Source organism: Clostridium celatum DSM 1785 (assembly GCF_000320405.1).
Classification (GTDB): domain Bacteria; phylum Bacillota; class Clostridia; order Clostridiales; family Clostridiaceae; genus Clostridium; species Clostridium celatum.
This window is the reverse complement of the sequence record NZ_KB291697.1, coordinates 46706-62840: the sequence shown is the minus strand read 5'-3', so window position 1 is coordinate 62840 and position 16135 is coordinate 46706. Positions and strand designations below refer to the sequence as shown.

The 16135-nt window shown below is 27.9% G+C and carries 15 protein-coding genes and 1 tRNA gene (1 of these 16 only partly in view); 10 read left to right on the top strand and 6 right to left on the bottom strand.

Features of this window, described 5'->3' with window-relative positions; genetic code table 11:
- The first annotated feature begins 94 nt into the window (after window positions 1-94).
- From HMPREF0216_RS13805 to HMPREF0216_RS13790, 4 genes are all read left to right on the top strand, one after another.
- Window positions 95-652 carry a DUF3867 domain-containing protein gene (locus HMPREF0216_RS13805; protein ID WP_040420028.1) on the top strand — a complete coding sequence of 186 codons (558 nt, stop codon included), beginning with the start codon at window positions 95-97 and terminating at the stop codon, window positions 650-652.
- 103 nt (window positions 653-755) lie between these two features.
- The gene (locus HMPREF0216_RS13800; RefSeq protein ID WP_005215454.1) at window positions 756-2312 is read left to right on the top strand and encodes an ABC-F family ATP-binding cassette domain-containing protein; all 1557 of its coding nucleotides are present in this window, start codon (window positions 756-758) and stop codon (window positions 2310-2312) included.
- A gap of 138 nt (window positions 2313-2450) precedes the next feature.
- Complete coding sequence (locus HMPREF0216_RS13795; protein ID WP_005215450.1) at window positions 2451-3362, top strand: DUF2935 domain-containing protein; 912 nt, start codon at window positions 2451-2453, stop codon at window positions 3360-3362.
- A 246-nt stretch (window positions 3363-3608) separates the two neighbouring features.
- Window positions 3609-3899, top strand: a complete 291-nt coding sequence (locus tag HMPREF0216_RS13790) for a YciI family protein (protein WP_040420026.1) — start codon at window positions 3609-3611, stop codon at window positions 3897-3899.
- 99 nt (window positions 3900-3998) lie between these two features.
- Here the strand turns inward: HMPREF0216_RS13790 and HMPREF0216_RS13785 are convergent, their stop codons facing one another.
- Both HMPREF0216_RS13785 and HMPREF0216_RS13780 read right to left on the bottom strand, forming a co-directional pair.
- Window positions 3999-4493 carry an HdeD family acid-resistance protein gene (locus tag HMPREF0216_RS13785; protein WP_040420025.1) on the bottom strand — a complete coding sequence of 165 codons (495 nt, stop codon included), beginning with the start codon at window positions 4491-4493 and terminating at the stop codon, window positions 3999-4001.
- A 152-nt stretch (window positions 4494-4645) separates the two neighbouring features.
- Window positions 4646-5602, bottom strand: a complete 957-nt coding sequence (locus HMPREF0216_RS13780) for an N-acetylglucosamine kinase (protein ID WP_005215436.1) — start codon at window positions 5600-5602, stop codon at window positions 4646-4648.
- A 266-nt stretch (window positions 5603-5868) separates the two neighbouring features.
- Here HMPREF0216_RS13780 and HMPREF0216_RS13775 point away from each other — a divergent pair, with 266 nt between their 5' ends.
- Window positions 5869-6762 (top strand): multicopper oxidase domain-containing protein, encoded by an 894-nt coding sequence (locus HMPREF0216_RS13775; RefSeq protein WP_040420023.1) that lies wholly within the window; start codon window positions 5869-5871, stop codon window positions 6760-6762.
- 178 nt (window positions 6763-6940) lie between these two features.
- A complete protein-coding gene (locus HMPREF0216_RS13770) occupies window positions 6941-7756 on the top strand; it encodes an alpha/beta fold hydrolase (protein ID WP_005215433.1) in 816 nt (271 codons plus the stop codon).
- A gap of 254 nt (window positions 7757-8010) precedes the next feature.
- Here HMPREF0216_RS13770 and HMPREF0216_RS13765 read toward each other — a convergent pair whose 3' ends face one another.
- Complete coding sequence (locus HMPREF0216_RS13765) at window positions 8011-8592, bottom strand: hypothetical protein (protein WP_005215431.1); 582 nt, start codon at window positions 8590-8592, stop codon at window positions 8011-8013.
- Between the two features lie 199 nt (window positions 8593-8791).
- On the opposite strand from HMPREF0216_RS13765, the gene HMPREF0216_RS18290 reads away from it, so the two are divergent.
- The 4 genes from HMPREF0216_RS18290 (at window position 8792) to HMPREF0216_RS13745 (ending at window position 15050) form a co-directional block, all read left to right on the top strand.
- Window positions 8792-9433, top strand: a complete 642-nt coding sequence (locus HMPREF0216_RS18290; protein ID WP_005215430.1) for a zinc-ribbon domain containing protein — start codon at window positions 8792-8794, stop codon at window positions 9431-9433.
- A gap of 134 nt (window positions 9434-9567) precedes the next feature.
- Window positions 9568-9798, top strand: coding sequence for a hypothetical protein (locus HMPREF0216_RS13755; protein ID WP_005215428.1), 231 nt, complete (start codon window positions 9568-9570; stop codon window positions 9796-9798).
- Window positions 9799-10125: 327 nt separating this feature from the next.
- Window positions 10126-14268 (top strand): S8 family serine peptidase, encoded by a 4143-nt coding sequence (locus HMPREF0216_RS17975; protein WP_005215426.1) that lies wholly within the window; start codon window positions 10126-10128, stop codon window positions 14266-14268.
- A 56-nt stretch (window positions 14269-14324) separates the two neighbouring features.
- A complete protein-coding gene (locus tag HMPREF0216_RS13745; protein ID WP_005215424.1) occupies window positions 14325-15050 on the top strand; it encodes an Ig-like domain-containing protein in 726 nt (241 codons plus the stop codon).
- 61 nt (window positions 15051-15111) lie between these two features.
- On the opposite strand, the gene HMPREF0216_RS17810 is transcribed toward HMPREF0216_RS13745, so the two are convergent.
- The 3 genes from HMPREF0216_RS17810 to HMPREF0216_RS13735 form a co-directional block, all read right to left on the bottom strand.
- Complete coding sequence (locus HMPREF0216_RS17810; protein ID WP_005215422.1) at window positions 15112-15363, bottom strand: hypothetical protein; 252 nt, start codon at window positions 15361-15363, stop codon at window positions 15112-15114.
- 159 nt (window positions 15364-15522) lie between these two features.
- Window positions 15523-15975, bottom strand: a complete 453-nt coding sequence (locus HMPREF0216_RS17805; protein WP_005215420.1) for a hypothetical protein — start codon at window positions 15973-15975, stop codon at window positions 15523-15525.
- A gap of 100 nt (window positions 15976-16075) precedes the next feature.
- Window positions 16076-16135, bottom strand: a tRNA-Met gene (locus HMPREF0216_RS13735) (it continues 43 nt past the right edge of the window).

Here is a 16135-nt window from a genome sequence, read left to right as displayed (position 1 = left end):
TTTAAAAGGTAGATTTGGTAGTATAGTTTTGTAGAAAAACATATACTTTTAGTATATAATACTTATAAAAGGAATGAGCTTAGGAGGAGAGAATATGGATAAGATAATTGATTTTAATGAGCTTAAAAATAAGGTTAATGATAAAGATGTAGATAATTTTGAATCATATATATATTCACTATATTATAAAATGGCAGAAGGAAAACTTACTATGTCAGAGTTTTCTAAGGAAATAGGAGCCTACATGGAGAAAAATAATATTTCTCAAGATAAGTTTTTAAAAATGCAAACTAAACTTATGGAAAGGTTTGGCATAGACACTGCTAGTTTTGAAGAACAACTTAAAGCTTTAGGTTTAAATAATATTTCTACAAATCCAGCAGATTATGAAAAAGCAAGAAAAACATTAAGTTTCCAAGAGAAATATAAAAGTAGACTTAAGGTAAAAGGCGCTACAGAATATAGTATAAAAAATGAAAAAAACAATCTTACTATACTTTTAGATGATCACAATGTTATTTTAAAAAGTGAAGGGAAAATTGACTTAGCAGATAATGAATTAAATGAATTTTTATGTTCATATAAGAAAACTGTAGAAAATGATGTACTTAAAATTTCACTTTGTGAAAATACAAGAGAGTATGATTACTAAAAATAGAAACAAATTTCTATTTATTTTGACTAAATTTAATGTATAATAAATAAGGTGTGATAAAAAATCACTCCTTATTTTTTTGATAAACGGAGGATAATGAATGAGCGTTTTAACAGTTAAAAATATTAGCCATGGATTTGGTGATAGAGCGATTTTTGAAGATGTATCATTTAGATTACTTAAGGGTGAACATGTAGGGTTAATTGGAGCTAATGGTGAAGGTAAATCTACATTTATGAATATAATAACAAGTAAGTTAATGCCAGATGAAGGTAAAGTTATTTGGAGCAACAGAGTTAGAGTTGGTTATATGGATCAGCATGCTGAACTTGAAAAAGGATTAAGTATAAGAGACGTACTAAGAAGTGCATTCCAATACTTATTTGACATGGAAGCTGAAATGAATGAGCTTTATGGAAGAATGGGTGAAATGGATGAAGATGAAATGAATAAGGCACTTGAAAGAACTGCTGTTATTCAAGACATGTTAGATAATAATGGATTTTATGTTATAGATGCTAAAGCAGAAGAAGTAGCTAAGGGGTTAGGTCTTTTAGATGTTGGTTTAGATAGAGATGTAACTGAACTTAGTGGTGGACAAAGAACAAAAGTATTATTAGGGAAGCTTTTACTTGAAAATCCAGATATATTATTACTGGACGAGCCTACTAACTACTTAGATGAAGCACATATTGAATGGTTAAAGAGATTTTTACAAAATTATGAAAATGCATTTATTCTAATATCACATGATATTCCATTCTTAAATTCAGTTATTAATTTAATCTATCATGTGGAAAACAGAAAGCTTACAAGATATGTTGGAGATTACTATGAATTCCAAAGAATCTATGAAGCAAATAAGGCACAATTAGAAGCAGCTTATGAAAGACAACAACAAGAAGTTGCACAACTTAAAGACTTCGTTGCTAGAAATAAAGCAAGAGTTGCAACCAGTGGTATGGCAAAAGCTAGACAAAAGAAGCTAGATAAGATGGAAATGATTGAGCTTGCAGCAGAAAAACCAAAACCAGAATTTAATTTCTTAAAAGGAAGAACTTCAGGTAAGGTTATCTTTGAAACTAAAGATTTAGTAATTGGATATAATGAGCCTTTAACTAAGCCACTTAACCTATACATGGAAAGAGGACAAAAAATTGCCTTAGTAGGAGCAAATGGTCTTGGTAAAACTACATTACTTAAGAGCTTAATGGGAGCTATTCCTGCTTTAAGTGGTGAAGCTAATTTAGGTGAATATCAACAAATAGGGTACTTTGAACAAGAAATAAAAGAAGCAAACTATAATACTTGTATTGAAGAGGTTTGGGAACAATTCCCTGCAAAGACTCAATATGAAGTAAGATCAGCTCTTGCTAAATGTGGTTTAACTACTAAGCATATAGAAAGTAAAGTATGTGTACTAAGTGGAGGAGAACAAGCTAAGGTTAGATTATGTAAGCTTATAAATCAAGAAACAAATATCTTAATCCTAGACGAGCCTACTAATCACTTAGATGTAGAAGCTAAAGAAGAGCTTAAGAGAGCTTTAAAAGAATATAAGGGAAGTATATTACTTGTATGCCACGAACCAGAATTCTATAGAGATGTTGTAACAGACATATGGAACTGTGAAGAGTGGACTACTAAAGTTGTATAGTAGAGTTATATTAAGAGTTAGTGTAAAAGCTAGCTCTTTTTTATTTAATGAGGTATATAAAATAAGAAGAGTAACAGATAAAGGAACATAATGGTTTTATAAAGAGTATAATATAAAAAAATTATATGGGGTAAAATTATGATAAGTAAAGAAAAGTATGTTGTGTCATCACTAGAATTACATCTTTTTTTTGGTAGGATTATGAAGGAGCATTCTTTGTTTCTAGAGGCGGGATTTACGTCTAAAAACACGAAATTGTCTAAAGAGGCTGATAACTACAAGATAAGTTTTGAAAAGCTTTTATTAGATACACTTAGAGTTAGTAATGAAAGAATTAGAAAATCTATATTAGACTCTGGAGAAATTTTTACTGATTTTACTTTAAATGCAGAAAAGAAGACAAGTTATTATACAGGAATAGGTATTAACTCAAAGATAACACTAATGGAGAAAGAATTGAAGTGTAACTCTACTAGTAATATTGATACTAAAGTAGTTAACTGTGTAAAAAGTATTAATAATAGAGCTATAAAACTATTAGATGGACTAATAGAATTTAAAATAAAAATTTTAGATGAAATGTTATGCTGTAAGTTGTTTACTGGAAATTATCCATTACTTATTGAACATATAATACGAGAGGCCAAATTATATCGTTTATATATAAAAAAGATTGAAAATAATGAGAATATAGATAACGATGATATAAAAAAAACAGAGCTTTTTTGGAATCAAATTATGATGGAGCATTCCTTGTTTATTAGAGGATTACTTGATCCTGGTGAAGATGAATTAATAAATACTTCAAATAAATTTGCAGGTGAATTTGGTGAATTAATTAAAAAGGCAGATAATATGACTGAAATGACAATGGCTAGTGTTACAAATGAAATATTAACAGAAACAATTAAGTTAAGGGATTTTAAGAAAGCTGGTGCAAAAGGAATAATTGATTGTGAGATAAAATCTATAATATTACCGCTTCTTGCAGATCATGTATTAAGAGAGGCAAATCATTATATACGGTTATTAAGAAGCTATGAGAAATAGATAATTGTTGTATAAACTTTCTATACTTAAAGAGTTAGTATTTTACTAACTCTTTTTACTTTGTAAAATTTAAGATTTAATATATTTTGAAATTAAGCATTAAGTGAATTATATTAGATTTCTATTTTTCTATATCAGTATTTTAAAAAATAAAAAATATATAAATATTATTGATAAAAATGTATATAAAATTAATTTTTATTGATGTATTATATATAAAAAAGCAATTTAAGGACGGTGAATAAAGTGAAGTATTTTATAGTAGAAGGAATAATAACAAATCAAGATAAAATTAATGATGAAATAATGAAAATACATATGGCTTATACTCAAAAAGCAATGGATTCAGGATTAATATTAATGTCTGGTCTTAAATCAGATATGAGTGGTGGAATTTTTATAATGAAATCAAAGTTACTTGAAGAAATAGAGGAGTATTTATCCAATGAACCATTTAAAATTAATGGGATACAAGAGTATAAAATTACAGAATTTTCACCACATTATTTTAATAAATCACTTGATAAATGGTTTTAATTAAAAGTATAGATGATTGAAGTTTTATTAAAAATATATGAGGATTTAAACTAAAGAGTAGTAAAGCATCGCGTTACTACTCTTTTTTGTATTTTTAAGTTATATTTTAAATCCTAAATAAATTTCACATACTGCTGAAATTATAAAGAAGGTACCAATAATATAAGGTGTAGCTAAAATAGCAGCGAAAGGATTAAATAATATTAATAATCCTAAAATAAATAAAATAATAATATAAACAGTATGAAAATTTAATCCTAAGTTTTTATACTTAATTGCCATGATAAATAGGTAAAGTGATCTAATAATTGCCCATATGCCGAAAAATAAAGTAAGTGTATCAATTGTTTCAACAGGAGAGAAACATAAAAGCAAACCAAATAAAATTGAAATTGTACCATTTACAATTAAAAAGACATTATTAACAGAAGAAAATGATCTAATAATAGCAAATATACCAGCAACAATTATTAATACTCCACAAATATTAATAAAATTTGCAAAAGTGCTAAAGGGATTTAAAAAGAATAAAATACCGATTATCCCAAATAAGATTCCTTCAACAATGAAAAGATATTCTAAAAATTTTTTCATAATTATCACCACCTAATAGTTTAATAAAAGATATATAGTTAGTTTGTGATAATTTTTCAAATATTATATATTTTATCAAATAATTTTTTGGCTTTTAAAAATAAATATAAAAAAATAGAAGTATCTAAGTTGATACTTCTTTTTTCTATATTTTAGCCTTCCATAATTTCTTTATAGTTTACTGGAATTTCATTTCCTGCTAGCTTATATGCTAAAAGTGCAGCACCATTCCAAGGTTCTAATTCAGGTTCTTGTAATTTGCACTTTAAGCCAGCTTCTTCAATCATTCTAGCTAAAGGTTCTAATATATGACGTCCAGCTTTAAATACTCCACCAGTATATGAAACTACGAAATCATTTGTAAATTCTAATGTTTTTGATAATGATTTTATGTGTTTAAATAGGTTTTCTGCTGCCTCTTCAAATATTCTCTTTGCAGCTGGGCAGCCTGCTTCTGCTGCTAAGAAGCATATTTTAGAGAATCCAGCAAGCTGTGTTCTATCTTGCTTTAACCTATTAAATACTATGTCAACAATTTCAAAATCATAGCTAATATTATATTCTTTTTCTAAAATATCAACTAAAACAGTTTTTTCATTTCTTCCATCTTTTTGTTTTGTATATTCATTTATTGTTCTAATACCTATCCAATATGCACTAGCATCATCACCAATTCCAGGACCCCAGCCACCACATCTTGCTAATTTACCAGATTCATTTCTTCCATAAGCTATACTTCCTGTTCCAGCAACCATATTTATTCCAGGTTTACAAGCTGTACCAGCAGCCCAACCATTAACTGCATCATTATCTATCATATATGGAACAGTCATTATTTCTTTAATAGCTTCATCTATTTTTAGCTTGTCCTCTTGACTTTCTCCATATCCAGGAACACCAGCAAATACAAATGCAATGTCCTTTGCTTCAATATTAGCTTCTTTACATAACTTAGATATATTAGTAGTTATCTCTTCCTTTATACCATTTATCCCAACTTGATGAATGTGAATAGTTTTACTTTCACAATCTCCAACCCTTTCAAGTTTATCGTTTACAAGAAGGTAACGAGTTTTTGTACCTCCACCATCAATTCCTAAATAATACATTTTTGTACCTCCAATAATCTCTCATAAATTAAATAATTTGTACTAAATATTTTGATTTTATACTTTTGTATTAAGAATTTATAGTTATACTAGGAAATTTTAATACATATTTATTATACTTTAATTTATTGGGTCTTTAAACAAAATTTTTATTTTTTGTGAGAATATATAAAATTTTTTCAAATTTTTCTAATACAATAAAATATAAAATTGCTTAATATATAATAAAATATATTAAGATAGCATTATTAATAATGGAGTTTAAAGTGGTTATTACACCGGGAATAAATAATTTAGAATTTGACTACAGCAATGGAATTAAATACTTTACCTTAGTAGCAGAAGAAGTTAAATTAGAACTTATAAAAGGATTATATGTAAAGGCATGGGGATATAATGAATCTGTTCCTGGCCCAACTATTATAGTGGATCCAGGGGATAATGTATGTATACGAGTAATAAATAAGCTACCTCAGAGAACTAGCGTACATTGGCATGGGTTAGAGGTACCTAATAATATGGATGGTGTACCACCTATAGAAGATTCACCTTATATAGAACCTAATGAGTATTTTGATTATAAGTTTAAAATTAATAATCCACCAGGAACATATATGTATCATTCTCATGTTGATGTTATGGTACAGGATAATGCAGGTTTATTAGGTGGAATAATTGTTAATGATCCAAAGGATAATAAGAGAAAACATTATAAGGATTATTTAATTTTATTACAAGAGTGGGCTGTAGATAAATTACCTTGGGCAGATATTAATCCAGGAGTTTATGATTTAACATTTAAAATGCCAGAATTTAATTTCTTCACAATGAATGGTAAGTGTTATCCAGAAACTAAACCTATTCCAGTAGAATATGGGGATACAGTTAGAGTTAGATTTGGAAATATACAAATGCATCATCATCCAATTCATTTGCATGGACATCAGTTTAAAGTAGTAGGAGCGGATGGATTTCCAATAAGAAGAAAAACACAAATTTATAAAAATACAATTTTAGTAGCATCAGGAGAAACTTGGGATATTGAGTTTATAGCAAAAAATCCAGGAATTTGGCCAATGCATTGTCATATGCCACATCATGTAACAAATAATGGTGCTCCAGGTGTTGGTGGAATGTTTACTACTGTAAACTATGTATAACATAAATCATTGCTAAAAATTTTTTAGCAATGATTTTTTTATTAAAGAAGATTTATAACATATAAGTAATAATAAAAATGCTTGCAAAATTAGTATTAATAGAAGATTAATATGCTCAAAAGAACATTACTATGTATTTAGGAATAACTTATTAATAAATACTTTATGGAGTGAAATTATGGGTTATTATATTAGTGTGGAGTCGAAAATTAAAGTATATGTAGAAGATATTAATGAAAATGGAAATAAGACAATTATCTTTTTACATGGATGGCCAGGAAGCCATGAACTATTTGAGTATCAATATGATTATTTAATACAAAAGGGAATTAGATGTATTGCTTTAGATCAAAGAGGCTTTGGTAAATCAGATAGACCTACATGTGGATATGATTACGATACATTAAGTGATGATGTTAAAGCTGTAGTAGATCAATTAGAGTTAAGTAATTTTACATTATTAGGACATTCTACAGGAGGAGCTATAGCTATAAGATATATGGCAAGACATAAAGGAAAAGGCGTAGATAAACTAATACTTTGTGGGGCAGCAGCACCAAGTTTAATTAAACGTTCATATTTTCCTTATGGATTAAGAAGAGAAGCAGTTGAGGAAATAATAAAAGGAACATATAATGATAGACCTAAAATGTTAAAGGATTTTGGAGATACATTTTTTTATAAAAGACATAGTAAGTGGTTTATGGAATGGTTTTTGCAATTAGGATTCCAAGCAGCAAGTTGGGCTACTGCAGAGGTTGCTAATACTTGGCTTAATGAAGAAAAGTTGTTTGAAGATATTAAAGAAATAGATGTTCCAACATTAATTATTCATGGTATACATGATCAAGTATGTTTATTTTCTTTAGCAGAAGCACAAAAAAATCTTATTAACGATTCTAAGCTAGTAAAATTTAAAAATAGTGGTCATGGAGTCTTTTATGATGAAAAAGATAAGTTTAATGAGGTAATGTTAAGTTTTATTGAAGAGTGAGATAAATACGTGCTTAGTTATACAGTCATTATATATGGCGAGATACACTTTATGTTTTAAAATATATTGATATATATAAATAAAGATACTAGTACTTAAAGAAAAATGGTAATTAATAAGAAAATAGTTTATTTATAAAACATATGTATAAGCTATTAAAAATTAAAGAAAGGAGCTATGATAAGATTTAATTAAATTATTAAATCCTATATAACTCCTTTTTAAAAATTTATAGTTAAAAAATAATTAATCTATTATAGGGAACTATCGCTTGCAACTACACCAGCTGCAGAACAAGTTACACTTGCTGGATCAGAAGTATTTGGAAATGTAAAAGTTCCAGTGAATTTTACTGAACATTGATCTCTAGTAGGTGTGTTAACAGTTGCACGTACACAACTACAGCTTCTTAATTTTAATCTTAAAATTGCACAAGCTTCAATAGCTGCTTCATAAGTGCATACATTATCAACAACATTATTTACAGGTGCATTACATATAGCAGATAAATATATAGAAGAGCCTGTTGGAGTAGTACATTGAGATGCAGCAGTAGCTACTGGAATAGGTGCATTTATAATAAATGGAATAGAACCTACTACTCTTATATTATATCTATTACAACAACTTGCATTACAACATGGTTCAATTTTGCAAAATAAAGCACTTAAATCATATAAAATTGTAGGTGTTGCAAGTGTATTAAGGTGAAAGTTAGTTGGTAAGTTTGCTGAACAGCAAAAGGTAACAGTATTATTAAATGAAGTAGCACAAGTATCGTCAACAGCAACGAATTCCATACATGAACAATCTACTTTTTCAAAATCATTATACATAATTATTTCTCCTTTGTTTTTTATTATTAATCATTAGTTATAGTATATATTATGGGAGAAAAACAAATATGTTACATAAAAAATAATATTATGAGAAAATTTCTTGTTAATATATATATACAATATTTACTTTATAGAGTTTTTACAAATTATATGTTAATATAATTATGTTACTAAATAAATTTAAGAGGAGATAACAGTGATAAAGAAACAATGTAAGCAATGTGGAAAAGAATTTGTATTATCAGATTCGGAAATTAAATTTTTTAAAGAGAAAAAATTAGAGCTACCTAAAAGATGTAGTGAATGTAGAAAAGAAAATAAAAATAGTAAAGTTAATAATAATGACAAAGTTAATAATAATGACAAAGTTAATAATATAAGTAATGTTAAAAAAGATAATAACTATAAAAGCCATAGCTATGATAATAAAAGAAGTGGAAATAAAAAAACATTTAGAAGCATTATAGCAACTGGATTAGTAGTTTTAGTTTTACTTTTAGGTAAAATATTTAATATAGAAATTAACTGGCAAGATTTAAGTACAAGCTTTGGAAATGAACAAACTAATGTTTCTCTTGAATTTAGAAATGAAACTATGTGGGAAGAGCATTTTGTAAAACATGGAAATGAGTTTGATTATGACACAAAAGAAGAATACTTAAGAGGAGCAAATGAAGTTATTAATTCATCATCTTCTAAACATAAAATAGAAGCAGAAGATGGAGATGATATATATTATGATGTTAATAAAAATGAAATTGTATTTGTATCATCAGATGGATACATAAGAACATATTTTAAACCTAGTGATGGTATAGAATACTTTAATAGACAGTAAAATAAATGTTTATATGAAAATATAATAAAAAGTTTAAAGGGACAGTAAATAGATGTGTTAAAAAACAATTTATTTACTGTCCCTATTTTAATAATTTGAATAATATAAGTATGTAGAGAAAAGAGGTGATAAAAATGAAAGCTATAAATGTAGGAGATAAATATTACTTAGTAGAAGCAGATGGAAAAACTTTATTAGAACTAACAGTGAAAAACGTATTAGAAAAAGATAATATTAGATTAATATTTTTTATAAGCGATAATAGTTGTGATTTTTGGAATGGAGCATATTCAGTAGAGGAATCTAATATAGGAAAATTTATTTTTTCATCAAAAGAAGAAGCATTATCACATATTATAAAATAATTATTTGTAAAAAATATCGATAAAAATATAAAAATAAAATATATTTTTAGGAGAATTTAATAAAAAAAGCAATAAAATATTTAAGATTTAATTTATAGATTTAAAGCAGTGTCATATTTTGACATTGCTTTTTGTATATATATTTAATTTTATTTCAATAAAATTAAATATATAATATTAATATAATGAAAATAATATACGATAAAATGTAATAATTTAATAAAAAATAAAATAATAAAATAGCAGAGTGTTAATATTGACAAAGAGGAAAAAGATTGATATTCTTTTAAAAGATGGTAAAAAATAGAATAAAAAGGGGGATAAAAAATGAAAAAAAACAAAAAAGCAAGTAATAATTTGGGGAAAAGGCTTGCAAGTGGTTCATTAGCAGCAACATTAATAGTATCATCAATGATGCCTAGTAATGTATTAGCAAATTCGAAAAGAGAGGAATTAAAGGATATTTTTAATGAATTAGTAAATTCAGAAAAAGAAAGTTTATATTCTAATTCTTTAGAGATTAAATTGGAGGAAAATCCAATAAAGGATGGAGTTGATATAACTACAGACGAATATCAATCAGTAATTATCCAATTCAAATCCTTACCATTAATAGAAGCTATGGAACAAAATAATGGAGTAGCTACATATTCATTAGAAAATGAAATTAATAATGACCATCAAAAGTTTAATGAATTTTTAGCATCTATGACAAAAGAAAGAAGTGCTAGTTATTCAATAAAACATTCATACTATAACACTTTTAATGGAGTAGCACTAGAGGTAAAAGGAACAGATATTGAAGCTTTATTAGAGAGTGGTGTAGTTAAAGCAATTTGGAAAGATGAAGTTGCTATGACTGAACCAGAAGGCCTTGTTACTGAAGTAGAAAGTTATGATTTAAGCTCAAGAATGGTATCAAGTACTCCTTTAATTGGAGTTGATAAGCTTAGAGCAGAAGGAATAACTGGAGAAGGGATTAAAGTTGGTGTATTAGATACAGGGATTGATTATAATCACCCAGATATTAAAGCTAACTATAAAGGTGGATATGATTTTGTAGATGATGATAATGATCCTATGGAAACAACATATGATGATTGGAAAAATAGCGGACAAGTTGAATATTATGGTGAAAGTAGCTATTATACATCTCATGGTACACACGTATCAGGAACTATAGCAGCAACAGGAAGCAATACAGAAAGTGAATTTGCAGTAACTGGTATAGCACCAAATGTTGATTTATATGGATATAGAGTTTTAGGACCATATGGAATGGGCTCAAGTTCAGATATAATAGCTGGTATTGAAAAAGCTGTAGAGGATGGAATGGATGTAATAAACTTATCATTAGGAATATCTGTTATTGATCCATTATATCCATCATCAGTAGCTTGTAATAATGCAGCTTTAGCAGGAACAATTCCAGTAGTTGCTAATGGGAATGCAGGACCAGAATTTTCTACCTTAGGTTCTCCAGGAACATCACCATTAGCTATTTCAGTTGGAGCTAGTAGTACAGCTATTAAATTAGAAACTTTTGATGTTTCTCTTTTAAATGGAAGTTCTGTTAGTGGTAGATTACTTAGTAAAAATTATGAAGGATTAAATACATTTATAAATCAAGAGTTTGAAGTTGTTTATGGTGGCTTAGGTTACGAATATCAACTTGAAGAACTTGATATAAATGGAAAAGTTCTTTTAATAGATAGAGGAGAAATTACTTTCGTTGAAAAGCTTACAAATGCCAAAAATGCAGGAGCAGTTGCTGTAATTATAGTTAATAATATTGAAAATGCAGAGTTAAATGTTTATTTAGGTGAAGCAGTAGATACTCTTCATAGTGTTGGAATAACAATGGAAGATGGACAAGCTTTAAAAGAAGCTATTGCAGATAGTGAAGAACCATTTAAATTAAGCTTTGAAGTTAATGGATATACTGCAACAGAAGCTGATTTATTAGCTGATTTTAGTTCAAGAGGGCCATCGTCTGATGAAACTATTAAACCAGATGTAGTAGCACCAGGTGTATCTATATTCTCAACTTATCCAGAATATATAAATAGTCCAGAGGATGGGATTGATTATAGTGCAGCATATTCAAGAATAAGTGGTACTTCAATGGCAACTCCTCATGTTGCTGGTGTTGTAGCTCTTATGCTTCAAAATAATCCAGAATTATCAGCTTCAGATGTTAAAGTTGCATTGATGAACACATGTGATGAATTAGCTGATGATTATGCTATTAATGCAATGGGCGCAGGAAGAGTAAATGCTTACAAAGCAGTTCACTCTGATATTGCAGTTAAGGTATTAGATACAACTAATAGCTTAAATGAAAATGAAGAAAAAATAGAAATAGATTATATTACAGGTTCATTATCTTATGACAGAATAAGAAAAGGCAATGAAGATTCTAAAAAATCTTTACCAATTCAAGTAGATAATAATGGAACTGAAAGCAAGAACTTTAATGTTACAGTAAGATACTTAGGTGAAGATGAATTAGCTCAAAATGCAGAATTAAATAACGTGACAGTTAGTGTACCAGAAAATATAGTTGTTAATGCTGGAGAGTCTGTTAATTTTGATGCAACTATAAATCTTCCAAAAGATGCAGAAGTGGGAAGATATGAAGGATATGTAATATTAACAAATTCAGCAGATGAAGTTGAAGAGTATGTACTTCCTTTTTCTTCAACGTATGTAGTACCAGGAATTGAATCAATAGAACTTTCAAGACCAGCAGTAAGTAATGATTTAGAAATGATGCATTTTGCTAAGATTTTAGGAGCAACTGCAACAGTATCAGTTTCTTCTCCTTTAAAATCAGTAGCATTATACGTTAAGGATTATGAAACTAAAGAAGTATTTGGATACTTAGGAACAGCAGATTTTTCTAACGTACCTGGTGGTTCAAGCTTTAGCTTTTATGCTTTAAATTCTAGAGCAGCATACTTCCCGATGGAAGATGGAAAAGTAACTGAAAATATTACAAGATCATTAAAAGACGGAAAATATATAATTGAATTTGTAGCAAAAGATTTGGAAACGGATGATGTATATGTAGTTGAGAAAAATATACTAATAGATAATGAAGATGCTCAAATGACACTTGAAAAAGAAGGTGGGGTATATGAAATAAGTGATGATATGTACACTGCTGAAGAGTATTTAGGTCAAGAATATGAAGTTTTCTGGATTCATGGCAATGTTACAGATAATAGTATAAGTGAACTTCAACAAATGGGATATAAAACAGATGCTTCTGATATAATAATAAGTGGATTTGTAAATGGAATGCCATATTTATCATTACCTATAAGTGAAAATGGAGATTTTAAATTTGGTATAGAAAAATCAGATTTAAGGTATGGACAAGTGTATGAATTTTCACCAATGCCGATAGATGTAGCAACCTCACAAAACTTATTTAAGCAACCAAGATACTTCTTTGTTAAGGAAGGTTCTCCATATACAGGGGTAACATTAAGTAAGGATGAAATGTCATTAAATGATACTATTACAGCTACAGTTACAACTCATAATTTATCTGAAGGTAGCACTTTTGATATGACTTTATCTTATGCAAAAGGCTTTGAACTTTTAGATTTAAGAGTTAATAGTGAGCTTCAAAAAATATTAGATGAAAATAACTATACTGTAAATATAGAAAAGAGCATAACTGGGACAGTTATTAAAGCTCTTAAGATAAAACTTTCAGTTATTGATAAAGATGGAAATGCAGTTAATATTTCAGGTACTAATGGAATAATAGATGCAGATTTTAAATTAACTTATGATAGTGAAAGCGAATTCTATAGAGAATATATACAATGTGAAGGCTTAGAAATCAAAGATAAGGATGGAAATTATGCAGATATGTCCTTTAACTCAACTTATGAAGGGGTGGATATAGTTCCAACAACTTCAACAATATTTGTAAGTCAATTAGCCGAAGGATTTAGTGAAGCACTTACAATAGGTTCTTATACTGAAGATTTAGATAAGTATATATGGGTTGAAGATAACAATGGAAATAAATATGAAGTAGAATATGATGATACTATGGCTATATACTTAGCAGTTAATCTTCCTGTAAGTGAAGAAGAGTATACGGTAGTTAGTGCGCTTCCAGGACACTTCAGAAAAGAAGCAAGATTTATTCCATATAGAACTATAGATGGTGAAACAGTTTCAAAGGTATACTATTTATTAGGTTCAGAATTCTATAGATATATTGCAGCAGGAGATGTAAATGGTGATGGATGGGTAGATATCTTAGATGCTTTAGAAGTTGAAAAGTATTATGGTCAAAACGTTGATTATAAGGTAAATCCAGTAGATTTTAACTTTGATGGTGTAGTTAATCAATATGATATGGACTATATTGTATATAATTTTGGACAATACAATGAACAAGTGGCAGAAGGTAAGCACAAGAAGCTTATGAAGGTAGAACATTAGATGATATATTAGATAATATTGGATATAATTTAGAGATTAGATTAGAATCTGTTTCATTGGATAAGGGAAATCTTTCTTTAGAGATTGGAGAAAGTGATAAATTAAGTGTTACACTTAGCCCAGAAACTTATACAGGAAAAGTTACATGGAAATCATTCTGCGATGATATTGCAACTGTTGATGAAAATGGTGTAGTTACTGCTGTTAATTCAGGAATAACTTATATAAAAGCATCAGTAGATAATGGACAAGCTAATGTATATTGTTATGTGGAAGTAACAAAAGATGGAGTAGTTATTCAAGTAGAAAGTGCAACTACAAATAATGAAGACTACGAAATGAAGGTTGGAGAGGAGCAAGAATTAGAATTTACAGTTAATCCAGAAGATGCTGTTATTAAGTCAGTAGATTTTGTTTCAGCAGCTAATAGTATTGTTACTGTAGTTGATGGAAAAGCAATAGCTAAATCTCCAGGAACTACTATAGTTACAGCAGATATAAATTCAGGTTCGGCAACAGTAACTTGGGAAATAACTGTAACAGAAGCTGATATCGAAAATCCAGAAAACCCAGGGGATTCTGATGATAAAAATGATGGAGGCAATGACTCAGATGATAAAAATAATGAGGATGATGGTTCAGTAGATGTAAAACCTAATCCAAGTGAAAAACAAAATAATAATCATAAGCTTCCTAATACAGGTGGAAGAGCAAGCATGCCAATATTAGTTGCAGCTATAGTTATGATTGGTGCAGGAATAAAAATTAGAAAACGTAAGTAAAAAAATATATTAAATAAATAAGAAGGTATGTATCAAAGTTTATTTTGATACATACCTTTTCTTAGTTTAAGACATTTAATCCTAAGTCTAATAAATTAGCAAATAATGATAGTGTATTAGTTGATGGAACAACATTATTTTTTATGTCTAATAATTTTCCAAGTCCATAGCTAGTATATATATTAACAGTTGGGAAAGTATTTTCATCACCTAAATCACAAATAATATCAGTTTCTTTTAAAGATACCATATTGGTATTATCAGTAGGGTTTATAAACTCATAAAGTCTAGTTTTGTAATTATGTCTTAACACTTATTACTTTATCAGTAACTTTTATTTTATTAGTTTTATTTTTTATATCATATTTAGATATAGATGATGCTATATTATTAATTACAAAATAACGAACATTTCTTTTAAAATCTACTTTATCTTTAAATTCTTTAAGTCTTTCTAAATTTAAATTAATATCTACTGATATTTCTTTTTTTTTAAGTTATTAAAGCTTTCTTTTATATAATTTATTTCTTCATTATCATTTACTTCTTTAGCTAATATATCCATACAATTTCTATAGATATCTTCAAAGTAATTAAAAGGAAGAGCATATTTGATATTATTTAAAATTAAATAAACCTTAAATTTAGAATAACTAGCACCAGTTTTAAATGAGTAATTAATGTCAACTAATAACATCTCATTTAAATCAGATGTATAGAAAGTTACTTTTTCAATTCCATTACTATATTGGGAAGTATAATTTTCATTTTTACATAATGATTGTGTATATTGATTTATTATATAAGTACCTTTAAATCCAAGTTCATCAATAGAGGCTACTCTTAGAGAGGTCTTTACTGATAATTTTTTTAAATTAACGTATGGTCTATTTTCACATACATTATTTTCAGATATTATTCTCATAATTTATCTCCTTATTATATGTTATGTAATTAGTCGTTAAAACAATAAAAGTTTAAATTTATACAAAAAAATAAATCTTATATAATATAAGATTTATTTTTGGTAGCGGGGACAGGACTCGAACCTGTGACCTTTGGGTTATGAGCCCAACGAGCTGCCA